The following is a 13926-nucleotide window of genomic DNA, read 5'->3' as shown; positions in this document are numbered from 1 at the left end:
ATATGCAATTAAGCGAGGCAATAAAATTAATTCAACATAAAGACATCCTGCACACAGCGCCACAAACGTGGGCTGATCTGGGTTGTGGTTCGGGTTTGTTTACACAAGCCTTAGCAAACTTGCTGAATAACAACAGTACAATTTATGCAGTAGATAAAACCATAGGCGGCTTTAGAAAATTCTCTACACCAATTACAATTGAATTTTTGCAACTTGATTTTATTAAAGACACTATACCTCTTAGTGATCTGAATGGTGTATTAATGGCTAACTCCCTTCATTACGTAAAAGATAAAATTTTATTCATAAATAAGTTGATGCACTTATTAAGGAAAGATGGTTATTTATTATTAGTAGAATATGATACAGATAAATCAAATCCCTGGGTTCCTTACCCATTGAGTTTTTCATCTTTAAATACATTATTCAAACAAATAAAACACAAAGAGATAATAAAATTACAAGAACATCCTTCAGTTTTTGGAAGAGCGAATATGTATGCAGCATTGATAAAACTATAAACTTTTTGCTCACTAAATAATAAGGTGTTGAAGAGTGCGACGCAACAGGCGATGCCATAAGATCAAAAGCCAGGTCCATAAAAAATTCATTGCAATCAACGGGCGATAAGATTCATTACTTTCTCTTTATAACTTATGCCAATAGGGATGGTTGCTTTACCCATTTCTATAGAGTTTCCGTAAATGCTTTTGATGTGCGCAACTGCAATAATATAAGATTTGTGTACACGGATAAATTGCTTTGAAGGTAGCAACTGTTCCATTTCCTGCATCGTCTGGTGTGTAACAAGTATGTTTTCCTGCGTATGAATTTTTAAATAATCTTTCATGCCTTCTATGTAAATAATATCAGGAAAGTCGATCTTAAAAAATTTGCTATTGCTTTTAATGAAGATATGATCACCGGTTACATCGCCGCTTTCAGTTTTGTTTTGTAAAACAAATTTGCCGTCAACAATTTTACTGATCGTTTTTGAAAAACGATCAAATGAAATGGGCTTTAGCAAATAATCAATAACATTGAATTCATAACTCTCTAATGCGTACTCTGCATAAGCTGTTGTGAGCACAACGAGTGGCGGATTGTTTAATGAACGCAGAAAATTCAGTCCAGTCATTCCGGGTAATTGAATATCAAGAAACATCAGGTCAACTTCATACTTATTCAACAATGCCTGCGCTTCCATCGCATTATTGCAAACACCTACCAGTTCAAATCTTTCTGCTTTTTGCAAATGGCTTTGAATAACCTGCTGTGCAAGTACTTCGTCTTCTACTATTATACACTTTATCAAGCAGCCTGTGGTTTTATAATTAATGAAACTGTGAATACATTGTTCTTTAAAATTACATCAAGCGTGTGAGCATCGGGATATAATGTTTCCAACCGGTCTTTTGCATTTTTGAGCCTTACTTTGCTTTCCTGTCTTTCATCTTTATCCGTTTGAATAATATCCAATGTGTAAGCAGCAGGATATAATAATTCAAGCAGGCTCTTACTTCCGCTGATACCTTTGCCATGAATTCTCTTTGCCTGTGTCTCAAGATCAATGTTTGTATTGTTGAGTACATTTAATACGATCTCACCTGGCTTTACTTTTATAGTAATATAAATAAATGGCTCAATCTCCGTATTATCCAATGCGTGTTTAAATCCGTTTTCAATAAAAGAAATAAAAAGAAAAGGTTCTATCATTATGCCTTCCGTATCTCCTTCCACAGTAAAACGTATATCTGCTTTAAACCTTATTTTTTCTATTTCAATATAGTTCCTGATGAAATCAATTTCTTTATTCAAAGAAATCCTGTCTTCATTGCATTCGTATATCAGGTAGCGCATTACATCTGCCAGTTTTACTACTGCTTCAGGCGCTTTATCAGATTTTTGCAGGCTAAGCGAATAAATACTATTCAACGTATTAAAAAGAAAATGAGGATTCAGTTGCGCACGCAGGTATCGAAGTTTATAAAAATTATTTTCCTTTTGAAGTATAGCCATCGAATCATCTTTTGTCATCGCTTCTCTTATAAAGCAAATTACCCCGGCAAAAAGCATGTTGATAATGATCCATAAACCTTCGCGAATGAACGTGCCATAGCTATGAGAAACATAATTGAATTCGGGAGGCGTAAGATCATGGATCGTTAAAACAATTGAGCAGATCGCAAAAAATAATGATTGTATCACCAGGAAGAAACCAATACTCAATAGTGCAAAAAGAATGTACCGTTTACGAAAAAGAAATTTAGAAACAATAAACCTGGCATATAATACATAAGCAGGAAGAAACAGCATATTAATGATAATAATAACTAAAAGGTCCAATACTATTGGAGTGGGATGAGCTTTTAAATATTCATGGAATATACTCCACCAATTAACGAGGGGATTCATAAGGCAAAGAATTATCCAACCCGTAATTTCGATCTTGTTGACCGGTCTTATTATTCTGTCATTATCAAATTCCATAGCAGTAGTGTTTCAATATAAAGCTACTCCTAATAATACAAGCTTATAATTGATTTCGACAAACTATCAAAAATATTCGATGAAGTTTAAAGCAGCGTTATTTTATCGCCTGCATGAAGCGTGCCGGTGTTATTATATAAAAGGTTTTGACCAAAGTAAACCTTGTTATCCCGCATGCGGTATGTGCTTAGTGTTTTAAGTGGCTCTTTATTTTTCTCACCGGTTTGCTGATCAATGGTTGTAATAACACAACGTGCACAAAGCTTTACACCATAAAAATTTATACCGTTAATTTCAAAGGCTTTCATATCATCTTCCTGGAAAGGATAACCACCCGTAAACACAATATTCGGTCTAAAACGGTTTATAGGTAAGGGTTCTGTAAGTTTTTCATTAAGATCATCAAGTGATGCCTGTCCAATAATCAGCAAAGGATAACCATCAGAAAAACTGGTGATTTCATTATGATGAGCATATTTCAAATCAACAAGTCGCCGCGTATCATCAGGCATATATACCAGCCTGCATTCCTGCGAAAGTATTTCAGAAAACCACGCATCTGCTTCTTTACTAATGTAAGTTGCTTCACAAACATCATCCCAAATATTTACTGTAACCGGCGCATCATTTTCATTGTGCAATGGAACAGATAATATATGCCCTTGTTTATGTAAATGGTGTATCAATAAATTTTCATCAGTAATAGAAACTCTTAATAACGACATTTCATTTACTTCACGTTGCGAAATAAATTTCCCTGCAGCATCGACCAGCATCCAGCGTCTGTCATGCTCAAACCCACGATCTGTAAGCTTTGCTTCATTTACAGCAACACCACCTAATGATTTAACCGGGTAAATATATAGTTCACTAATGCTAAGCATAAAATGTCTGTTGCAATAAAGATATATGATGTGATTAATATGGATATTTATTTTTGGTTGCAAGCTGTTGTACTTCTAGCAACCCAGTTGTGTCACTCACTTGTACGTTCTGATCGTGAATGGTCAATTGTGAATGGTTAATAAGTCCTTCACCATTGACCACTTATTATTCACCTGTACAAGAGTGCGACGCAACAGTAGCATCATAATTTTACTGCAGCTGGTTACATAATCCTGCTACATAAAAATCATTGCTTAATTTCATTTTACAAATATGAACATGAGACACAGAATTTTGTTATTAATTTTTATATCATTTTTACAATTACTTAGTTGTTCGCGCAATCCGTATGCAGCAACAAATAAATTGTATAAAAAACAAGCTAAAGCTTTTTCGAAAACAATTGCTACCTATCCATTGGAAGACTCCTTACAAAACGCACCATACTTTGTAGGAACTACCAACTTTAATTTGCGCAAACCAAACTTTGTTATCATACATCACACAGCACAAGACAGTTGCGGGCAAACACTGAAAACATTTACGCTGCAACGTACACAGGTAAGTGCACACTATGTTATTTGCAAAGACGGAACGATTCATCACATGCTAAATGATTATCTGCGTGCATGGCATGCTGGTGCAGGCAAATGGGGCAATGATGCAGATATTAACAGCAGCAGCATCGGCATTGAACTCGACAATAATGGTTTTGATTTTTTTCCTGATGCGCAAATGAAAAGCCTTTTGCAATTATTAACGTCGTTGAAGAAAACATATAATATTCCAACTGCAAATGTTATTGGTCATGCAGATATTGCACCAACAAGAAAAAATGATCCCAACATATTCTTTCCCTGGAAAGAGCTTGCAGGCAAAGGGTTTGGTAATTGGTACGATGATACAACGAATATAATAATGCCACCATTTTTTGATGATATAAAAGCATTACGCATTATCGGTTATGATACAAAGGATACTACTGCTGCAATACTAACTTTTAAAAGACATTGGCTGCAGGATACAACGAGAGTTTTAAGTGACGCCGATAAGAAAGTGTTGTACATGGTAGAAAAAAAGTTTGACTGATATTGCTAAAATATTTTACTCATGGAATTCGGACGTGTTGATGAAAGCGAATTAAATAATATAGATTTTTCTTTACCTGCAGAGCCTGTGTTTAACAAACAAGTGCTGAAAGGTAAGCCTGTAAAGAATCCCAAAGTTTATATAGGTTGTGCCAAATGGGGAAGATTGGAATGGGTAGGCAAAATATATCCGCCCAAAACAAAGGAAAAAGATTTTCTTGATCATTATGTACAACACTATAATTGCATTGAACTGAATGCAACACACTACAAAATTTATGGAGCAACAGGCATTGCAAAATGGGCTGCAAAAGCAAAAGGAAAAGATTTTTTATTCTGTCCGAAAATGTACCAGGGCGTTACACATCGTGGAAGTTTAAAAGGAAAAGATTTTCTTACTTCTGAATTCCTGCGAGGTATAGTTGCATTTGAAGAACATCTCGGGCCTATCTTTGTGCAGGTGAGTGATACATTTAGTCCAAATAGAAAAGATGAGTTGTTTACTTACTTAAGATCGTTGCCAACCGATCTGCAATTCTTTCTTGAAGTGCGTCATCATGATTGGTTTGGCAAACAACATATACGAGAAGAGTTATTTGGTACACTTAAAGAAATGAATATGGGTGCTGTTATAACAGATACAAGTGGCAGAAGAGATTGTGCACATATGCATCTTACTATTCCGAAAGTATTCATCCGTTATGTTGGCAACAGCCTGCACCCCACTGATTATACAAGAACAGATGTTTGGGTTGATCGCATGAAATACTGGCTGGACAAGGGTTTACAGGAACTCTATTTTTTCATGCACATGCATGATGAGGCATACTCACCTGAGTTAACTGTTTATCTTGTTGACAAACTTAATGCGGCTTGTGGTTTGCAATTACAAAAGCCCGTGTTTATAAAAGATACAACGCAACAAAAACCAAGACAGAAAGGCTTGTTTGATTGATGTTTTTTGTTGACAAGCTTTTGAATTATTATAAGCTTTTGTTGTGTCACTCACTTGTGCGTTCGCGGCAGTGCTGAGCTTTTATCGAAATATAATAAACATATTTCATCAACGTTATACTTGTAAAACAAATGCGTGCTTTTTTTCTGCTATTTATATATCTTCTAATTTCAGGAAATTGTTTAGCAAAAAACAATGTATATGAACCAGATACTTCTTTGTTAAGATGGATCGACAGCATTTATTTAAACCTTCTTAAGAATAAGCTTCCAAAACTTAAATACTGTAGAAATGAATATGAAACAGCGGCGATATTGATGTATTCGACCGAAGTCTAAAATCCATTTCAAGCAAAGCTGATCGGCACTTTATTATTAAATTAATAGAATATTCAAATAGCTTTTGCAATAATGCAATTCAATATTCTGATTCATTAAAAAACACAATAAACTTGCTGAAAGAAGAAAATTATTGGGTAGACTTTTATTAGCGTGAAACAGATGACAAGACTACTGATGTGTTGTGTATTATAAGAGGTTCGAATAGACAAATTATTCTATCAAATGGATTCAAAGACAATGATTAAAACAACACTAACAAATTAATCCTTACGTAAGCTAAGAGTAGCCATTTAATATTCTTGTTAAAAGCTCAATAAAGAATTACAGTACAAGAGTGCGACGCAAGTAAAGCTTCATAGAAGCAATACAGCTAATTACATAAAATAAAAAAAGGCTGTTCTTTCGAACAGCCTTGAATATGATGTAAGCGTTTTGCTTATTCAAATTTAAGATCGAGACCTAAGCCGCGTAACTCATGAACCAATACATTGAATGATTCCGGTACACCTGCTCTTGGAATATTATCACCTTTAACGATGGCTTCATAAGTCTTTGCACGACCGATGATATCATCTGATTTAAGCGTAAGCAATTCCTGCAGAATATTTGCTGCACCATAAGCTTCGAGTGCCCAAACTTCCATTTCACCAAAACGCTGACCACCGAACTGTGCTTTACCGCCGAGTGGCTGTTGTGTGATAAGAGAGTATGGTCCGATTGAACGGGCATGCATCTTATCATCAACCATGTGGTGCAGCTTAATGATGTAAATAACACCAACTGTTGCTTTTTGGTGGAAGCGTTCGCCGGTTTCACCATCGTACAGATAAGTGTGACCCATTGAAGGAATTCCTGCATCTGTGCAATACTGACCGATCTCATCTACTGTAGCACCATCAAAAATTGGTGTAGCAAATTTAACGCCCATCTTCTTACCTGCCCATCCAAGAATTGTTTCATAAATCTGACCGAGGTTCATACGTGATGGTACACCCAATGGATTCAATACAATATCAACCGGTGTTCCATCTTCCATGAACGGCATATCTTCTGCACGAACGATCTTGGCAACGATACCTTTGTTTCCGTGACGACCCGCCATTTTATCACCCACTTTCAACTTACGTTTTACAGCGAGGTAAACTTTAGCAAGTTTCAAAACACCTGCAGGTAATTCATCACCGATAGAGATATTGAATTTCTCTCTCTTGTAACGACCAAGTTCTTCGTTGTATTTGATGTTGAAGTTGTGTAACAAAGTATTGATCTGGTCATCAACAACTGCATCACCAGTCCAGTTCAAAGGATTAACGTTCTGGTAATCGATTGCCGCAAGATTCTTAACATTGAACTTAGCAGTTTTACCAATCAGCATTTCGCCAAAGTTGTTGGTAACACCTGCAGAGGATTTGTCACGAAGTAATGTTTGCAATTTGCTTAGCAATACTTCTTTCAGATCTTCTTCATTTTTATCGTGAACCTTCTCTACTTTTTCAAGTTGTGCTTTCTCACGGATCTTTGCATTCTTATCTTTCTTTGCACGCTGGAAAAGCTTCTTATCAATTACAACACCTTCAGTTCCGTTAGGTGCTTTTAAAGAAGCATCTTTTGCGTCACCTGCTTTATCACCGAAGATGGCACGTAATAATTTTTCTTCCGGTGTAGGATCGCTTTCACCTTTTGGTGTGATCTTACCGATAAGAATATCGCCTTCGCGAACCTGAGCACCAATACGGATGATACCATTTTCGTCAAGGTCTTTGGTAGCTTCTTCAGAAACGTTTGGAATATCAGGCGTTAATTCTTCTTCACCAAGTTTTGTATCACGAACTTCCAATTCATATTCATCAATATGGATAGAAGTAAACAGATCTTCACGAACTACTTTCTCGCTGATAACGATAGCATCTTCAAAGTTGTAACCTTTCCATGGCATGAATGCAACCTGCAGGTTACGGCCCAGAGCCAATTCACCATTCTGTGTTGCATAACCTTCTGTAAGGAAATCACCTTTCAAAACCTTCTGGCCTTTCTTAACAGCCGGGCGAAGAATGATACAAGTTGATTGGTTTGTTTTGATGAATTTAGTGAGTTTGTAAATTCTCAGATCTTCTTCAAAACTTACCAAACGATCCTGATCGTTCCTGCTGTAGCGAACATGTATTTCTTTTGAGTCAACATATTCAACTACGCCATCACCTTCTGCATGGATTTGGATACGTGCATCACGTGCAGCTTTACCCTCCAGCCCTGTACCAACAATTGGTGATTCAGGACGGATAAGCGGAACTGCCTGGCGTTGCATGTTTGATCCCATCAATGCACGGTTGGCATCATCATGTTCAAGGAATGGAATTAATGAAGCACTCAAACCAACGATTTGGTTAGGTGCAACATCCATATATTCAACATCAGCTTTATCAAGAATAGGGAAATCACCAGTTTCGCGGCTTACAATCTTATCTTCAACAAAGTTTCCTTTTTCATCTACTATAGAATTAGACTGTGCGATCTTTGCCGTATCTTCTTCTTCTGCGCTCAGATAAGTAAGCTCTTTCATATTCACCTTACCATCGTTAACCTTACGATAAGGTGTTTCAATAAAGCCCATATCATTGATCTTGGCGTGTACACAAAGTGTAGAGATCAAACCAATGTTTGGACCTTCCGGTGTTTCAATCGTACAAAGACGACCATAGTGTGAATAGTGTACGTCACGAACCTCAAAACCAGCTCTTTCACGGCTAAGACCACCGGGGCCTAAAGCTGAGATACGACGTTTGTGTGTGATCTCGGATAAAGGATTGGTTTGGTCAAGAAACTGTGATAACTGTGATGTACCAAAGAATGAATTAATCACTGATGAAAGTGTTCTTGCATTGATCAAATCAACAGGAGTGAACACTTCATTATCGCGTACGTTCATTCTTTCACGAATAGTACGTGCCATACGTGCAAGGCCTACACCAAACTGTGCATATAATTGCTCGCCCACGGTACGAACGCGACGGTTACTCAAATGATCGATATCATCAATTTCCGCTTTAGCATTTGTTAAGCGCACCAGGTATTTAATGATTTCAATAATATCCTCTTTAGTAAGAACCTTATTAGTAAGCTTTTGAGTAACGCCTAATTTACGGTTGATCTTATAACGACCAACTTCACCAAGATCATAACGCTTATCGCTAAAGAATAATTTATCGATGATACCACGTGCAGTTTCATTATCAGGAGCATCAGCACCACGCAATTGGCGATAGATATGTTGAACTGCTTCTAATTCACTATTAGAGGTATCTTTATTTAATGTATTATAGATAATAGCATAATCACCACCAACGTCTTCACGCTGAACGAAAACACTTTTGACATCTATATCTGCAATAGTTTCAATTGCTGCCTCATCAAGGATTGTATCACGTTCCATAACGATTTCGTTACGTTCGATAGATACAACCTCGCCGGTATCTTCATCCACAAAATCTTCTACCCAGGTACGCAATACACGTGCAGCCAATTTTTTACCAAGATGATTTTTTAAAGATTTTTTATCGGCGGGAACTTCTGTAGCCATGCCAAAAAGTTCCAGGATATCTTTATCTGTTTCGAAACCGATAGAACGCAATAAAGTAGTTACCGGGAATTTTTTCTTACGATCGATGTAAGCATACATTACATTATTAATGTCTGTAGCAAATTCCATCCACGCCCCTTTGAAAGGAATTACTCTTGCTGAGTATATCTTAGTTCCGTTAGGATGAATAGACTGACCAAAGAATACACCTGGTGAACGATGCAATTGAGATACCACTACACGTTCAGCACCATTGATAACAAATGTGCCACGTGGAGTCATGTACGGAATATTTCCAAGAAATACATCCTGAACAATTGTCTGAAAATCTACGTGCTCCTCATCATTACAACTTAAACGCAATTTAGCCTTAAGCGGAACCGCGTAAGTTAAGCCACGCTCCATACATTCTTCAATTGTGTAGCGGGGAGGATCAATAAAATAATCCAGGAACTCCAAAACGAAGATGTTACGGGTGTCGGTAATAGGAAAATTTTCCTTAAATACCTTAAACAAGCCTTCGTTGTTACGTTTGTCAGGAGTAGTTTCTAACTGGAAAAAGTCTCTGAAAGATTCTAACTGAATGTCTAAAAGATCAGGAGTTTCAGCCAGGTTCTTTGTTTTACCGAAACTAACCCTGCTTTGCATTGTAGTTGATGACATATCTATAATTAACCGGTTTTACTGTACAATAAAGAGAACAACTTGATTCTCAACTGTTTGATATGTTGTGCTACGGATTATCTGGCCAGCCGCAGCAAACATCGCTAATTAGCCCTAAATTAAAGGAGGGCAAAGGTAATGATAGTGCGCGAAACTCAAAAACAAATTTTATTCCGTATGTTAATACTACCAAATAAGACATTATTCTTTTTAAACCTTTTTGTTTATTGATAATCATACTGATAAATCATTATTCATTATGAAAAAACATATACTGATTATTGTCATACTTTGTACGGCTTTTGCGATAGAGTCTGAAGCTCAATTCCGATATCATTACTATTATGGAAGGCCAAGGGTAAGGAGCAGAGTAAGAGTTGCACCGGCACCAAGACGACCACAGACAAGGCAAACAGCACCGAAGAAAGCACCATTCGAACCAACATTGAATTTGAGCATTGGGTATGGGTTTCCCAATTTAGATAAAGATCATCTGTATAATTTTTACAATAGCTACAGAGGAAATTCCTCTCAAACAGGCCCTATAACAGGCGCGATAGACTACCAGTTTAACCGCAATATGAGCATTGGAGTTATAGGAACTTATGGAAAAGTTTCTGCTCCATATTATAATTATAGTAATAGTACTAACATTCCGGATTTTACAGGCAAATTAGAAAACTGGAGTGTAATGCTGAATATCATGACTTATTTTCCAACATATAACAGAAAAGTAGAACCATATTTAAGAACAGCCATAGGTGTTAATAACTGGAAACAGGATTATATAGACGAAACTGGTGCAAAAGTTTATGACCTTGAAAATCCTACCATCCTCGCATACCAGGCATCTCTTGGTGCAAGATTTAATATTTCTAAAAATGCAGGGCTTTATATTGAAGGTGGCTATGGAAAATATATTCTTAATGGCGGCCTTACCCTTAAATTTTAAATAATCAATTTGGTTGATGTTTAGTAAAACGATGAAGTGATTGCGACGCAACGATGCTTAACCGGAGTTGCAAAAGCTTGTATTCAAATAAATAAGAAAAGCCCGGAACATTTTTATGATCCGGGCTTTTGTATTTCAATTAATCTTATGTTGCGTCGCACTCTTGTACTACGACAAATAATGCAGCAATTAAATGCTGAAAGCTGTTTGTATAATTTCTTCCTGCTCCTGTTTATGAACTTTAGCATAGCCTGTAGCTGTTGCCGCGCTTGGGTTACGGCTGATTACGCCGTAATTGATACTCTTTAAATTCATTTGTAAAAATGATGCGGCGCCCATGTTCAAAGGCTCTTCCTGTACCCAAAACCAAACGGCTTTATTGTATTTTTTATAAAGATCATCAAGTTGTTTAAAAGGCAATGGGTATATCTGTTCGAGACGAATGATCGCTACATCATTGCGATTGTCTTTTTGTTTTCTTTCAGCAAGATCGAAATATAATTTACCGGAACAGAACAATACTTTTTTGATCTGTGCAACATCAGTTACATTTTCATCATCTATCACTTCTTTAAAACCACCACTTATAAACTCTGAGAGATGACTATAACTTCCCGGGTGACGAAGATTTGCTTTTGGCGAAAAATTGATCAATGGTTTTCTGAACGGCCAGGCAACCTGTCTTCTCAAAGCGTGGAATAAATTTGCAGCGGTAGTAATATTTGTAATTACCATGTTCAATTCGGCACAAGCCTGTAAGTAACGCTCCATTCTTGCGCTGCTATGTTCAGGGCCCTGACCTTCATAACCATGAGGCAGCAACATAGTAACGCCATTCATACGATTCCATTTTTGCTCACCAGCACTTATAAATTGATCAATCATGGTTTGTGCGCCGTTACTAAAATCACCAAACTGAGCTTCCCAAAGAACCAAAGCGTGTGGATTTGCCATAGCATAACCATATTCAAAACCTAATACACCATACTCACTAAGTAAGGAATTATAAATTCTGAATTTTCCTTTTGCTCCATCAAGCCTGCTTAAACGGCTATATTCTTTATCAGTATTTTCATCTCTTAATACTGCATGACGATGAGAGAATGTACCACGTTTAACATCCTGCCCGCTCATGCGCACATCATTGCCATCAAGCAGAATACTTGCATAAGCCATTAATTCGCCGGTTGCCCAATCAACTTTATTTTCAGCCTGAAAAAGCTTGACCTTATCCTGAATAATTTTCTCCACTTTTTTAAGTGGCGTAAAATCTTCAGGCCATGACATTAAGGCGTCAAATATTTTTTTGAAATCTGAATTGGAAATTGCAGTTGTTGGTGACTTCACAAAATCATCAGATGTTGCTTTGCGCAAACTCTTCCACCACAACTCCGGTTGTTGATAATTATAAGGAAGCGGATTCTGTTTTACTTCATCTAATCGTTCTTGCAGATCTCCCCAGAATTTCTTCTCCATTTCTTTGGCAAGATCTTTTGCATCAGCTTCACCTTTTTCCAAAAGGTAGTTTGTGTATAGCTCACGCGGGTTTTGGTGTTTCTCAATCAATGCGTACATATGCGGCTGTGTAAACTTTGGATCATCACCTTCATTATGACCATGACGACGATAACAAACCATATCTACAAAAATATCAGCATTGAACTGCTGACGGTAACGCGTTGCGATCTCAACACATTTTACTACTGCTTCAGCATCGTCACCATTTACATGTAGCACGGGTGCTTGAATAGCACCAGCAAGCGAAGTACAGTAATCAGAGCTCCGGGCATCGTCGAAGTCTGTAGTAAAGCCAATCTGGTTATTAATTACAAAATGAATAGTACCTCCGGTATAATAACCTTTCAGATCGCTCATTTGCAATATTTCATATACTACACCCTGACCAGCAATTGAAGCATCTCCATGTATAAGTATTGGAAGAATTTTGTCGTATTCACTTTCATACATCACATCTGCCTTTGCCCTTGAAAAACCTACCACCACCGGATCCACTGCTTCAAGATGTGAAGGGTTTGGCATTAGTTTCAGGTGGACAGTTTTATTACCGGGTGTAGTAACCTCACTTCCATACCCCATGTGGTATTTAACATCGCCGCTACCCATTGTCTGGTCAAGTTTAGCAGTACCTTCAAATTCACTGAATATTTGTTCATAGGTTTTACCCATGATATTAGCGAGCACATTTAATCTTCCTCTATGCGCCATGCCAATCACCACTTCCTGTACGTCATTATCTGCCGCAGTATTAATGATTGCATCTAAAGCCGCAATGGTGGTCTCCCCTCCTTCCAATGAAAATCTTTTCTGGCCGATATATTTGGTATGTAAAAATTTCTCAAACATTACACCCTGGTTCAATTTTTCCAGTATGCGTTTTCTTTTTTCAAGAGGCAAAGGGTCATTGAATTTTCTTTCCATTTCATTGTATAACCAATCTACCCTGTCCTGCTCACTTATATATTTAAATTCAACACCAACATGTGTTGCATAAGCTTTTTGTAAATAATCAATAATATTTCTAAGCTTGGTTTTGCCAAGACCAATTAATTGACCTGCCTGGAATTCTTTATCAAGATCAGCTTCCGTAAACCCAAAAAAACCAAGATCAAGGTTAGCGCCTCGATCTTTTCTTTCACGAATAGGATTTGTTTTAGCAATTAAATGCCCCTTGTTCCTGTAACCAAGAATAATACGATAAACACGAATTTCACGCATCCAGTCAATTGCTTCGCCAGTGCTAACTGCTGCAGGCGTCGCAGCCCCATTACCGTTTTTTGAGCCGTTATTTACAGCAAAATCAAAACCTTCGAAGAATTTCCGGAATTCCGGATCAACACTTTCGGGGTTTTTACTAAAATCCTGGTATAAGCTTTCAACGAATTGGGGATGTGAGCTGGTTATATACGAAAAGTCTTTCATCTCGATTGCTTTTAAAAATCATTATGGCGGATGCA

General features: G+C 37.2%; 9 protein-coding genes. 4 read left to right on the top strand and 5 right to left on the bottom strand.

Going from position 1 to position 13926, the window contains the following annotated elements; all coding sequences use genetic code 11:
* The first annotated feature begins 2 nt into the window (after positions 1-2).
* On the top strand, positions 3-521 hold the full coding sequence (locus tag FRZ67_RS21810; RefSeq protein ID WP_147192682.1) for a class I SAM-dependent methyltransferase: 519 nt from the start codon (positions 3-5) through the stop codon (positions 519-521).
* Positions 522-616: 95 nt separating this feature from the next.
* On the opposite strand, the gene FRZ67_RS21805 is transcribed toward FRZ67_RS21810, so the two are convergent.
* The 3 genes from FRZ67_RS21805 to FRZ67_RS21795 form a co-directional block, all read right to left on the bottom strand.
* Complete coding sequence (locus FRZ67_RS21805) at positions 617-1315, bottom strand: LytR/AlgR family response regulator transcription factor (protein WP_147192681.1); 699 nt, start codon at positions 1313-1315, stop codon at positions 617-619.
* Positions 1312-2490 (bottom strand): sensor histidine kinase, encoded by a 1179-nt coding sequence (locus FRZ67_RS21800; protein WP_147192680.1) that lies wholly within the window; start codon positions 2488-2490, stop codon positions 1312-1314. The genes FRZ67_RS21805 and FRZ67_RS21800 overlap by 4 nt, the downstream gene beginning before the upstream one ends.
* A gap of 86 nt (positions 2491-2576) precedes the next feature.
* Complete coding sequence (locus FRZ67_RS21795; RefSeq protein ID WP_147192679.1) at positions 2577-3374, bottom strand: MOSC domain-containing protein; 798 nt, start codon at positions 3372-3374, stop codon at positions 2577-2579.
* 280 nt (positions 3375-3654) lie between these two features.
* Between FRZ67_RS21795 and FRZ67_RS21790 the strand changes: the two genes are divergently transcribed.
* Positions 3655-4464 carry an N-acetylmuramoyl-L-alanine amidase gene (locus FRZ67_RS21790; RefSeq protein ID WP_225975436.1) on the top strand — a complete coding sequence of 270 codons (810 nt, stop codon included), beginning with the start codon at positions 3655-3657 and terminating at the stop codon, positions 4462-4464.
* Between the two features lie 21 nt (positions 4465-4485).
* Entirely contained in the window at positions 4486-5418 is a 933-nt protein-coding gene (locus FRZ67_RS21785) for a DUF72 domain-containing protein (protein ID WP_147192677.1), read from the top strand.
* A gap of 777 nt (positions 5419-6195) precedes the next feature.
* Here FRZ67_RS21785 and rpoB read toward each other — a convergent pair.
* Positions 6196-9999 (bottom strand): DNA-directed RNA polymerase subunit beta, encoded by a 3804-nt coding sequence (gene rpoB, locus FRZ67_RS21780; RefSeq protein WP_147192676.1) that lies wholly within the window; start codon positions 9997-9999, stop codon positions 6196-6198.
* Positions 10000-10258: 259 nt separating this feature from the next.
* On the opposite strand from rpoB, the gene FRZ67_RS21775 reads away from it, so the two are divergent.
* Complete coding sequence (locus tag FRZ67_RS21775; protein ID WP_147192675.1) at positions 10259-10951, top strand: outer membrane beta-barrel protein; 693 nt, start codon at positions 10259-10261, stop codon at positions 10949-10951.
* 189 nt (positions 10952-11140) lie between these two features.
* On the opposite strand, the gene FRZ67_RS21770 is transcribed toward FRZ67_RS21775, so the two are convergent.
* Positions 11141-13891 carry a 2-oxoglutarate dehydrogenase E1 component gene (locus FRZ67_RS21770; protein ID WP_147192674.1) on the bottom strand — a complete coding sequence of 917 codons (2751 nt, stop codon included), beginning with the start codon at positions 13889-13891 and terminating at the stop codon, positions 11141-11143.
* Between the last annotated feature and the right edge of the window lie 35 nt (positions 13892-13926).

The sequence above is a fragment of the Panacibacter ginsenosidivorans genome, from assembly GCF_007971225.1.
Lineage (GTDB): Bacteria > Bacteroidota > Bacteroidia > Chitinophagales > Chitinophagaceae > Panacibacter > Panacibacter ginsenosidivorans.
This window is presented reverse-complemented; position numbering and strand designations above follow the sequence as displayed.

Bases quoted from the DNA above. Each gene is read 5' to 3' on its own strand.
- FRZ67_RS21795 (WP_147192679.1), bottom strand. From the start codon at position 3,374: ATGCTTAGCATTAGTGAACTATATATTTACCCGGTTAAATCATTAGGT.
- FRZ67_RS21810 (WP_147192682.1), top strand. From the start codon at position 3: ATGCAATTAAGCGAGGCAATAAAATTAATTCAACATAAAGACATCCTG.
- FRZ67_RS21790 (WP_225975436.1), top strand. From the start codon at position 3,655: ATGAGACACAGAATTTTGTTATTAATTTTTATATCATTTTTACAATTA.
- FRZ67_RS21785 (WP_147192677.1), top strand. From the start codon at position 4,486: ATGGAATTCGGACGTGTTGATGAAAGCGAATTAAATAATATAGATTTT.
- rpoB (WP_147192676.1), bottom strand. From the start codon at position 9,999: ATGTCATCAACTACAATGCAAAGCAGGGTTAGTTTCGGTAAAACAAAG.
- FRZ67_RS21770 (WP_147192674.1), bottom strand. From the start codon at position 13,891: ATGAAAGACTTTTCGTATATAACCAGCTCACATCCCCAATTCGTTGAA.
- FRZ67_RS21775 (WP_147192675.1), top strand. From the start codon at position 10,259: ATGAAAAAACATATACTGATTATTGTCATACTTTGTACGGCTTTTGCG.
- FRZ67_RS21800 (WP_147192680.1), bottom strand. From the start codon at position 2,490: ATGGAATTTGATAATGACAGAATAATAAGACCGGTCAACAAGATCGAA.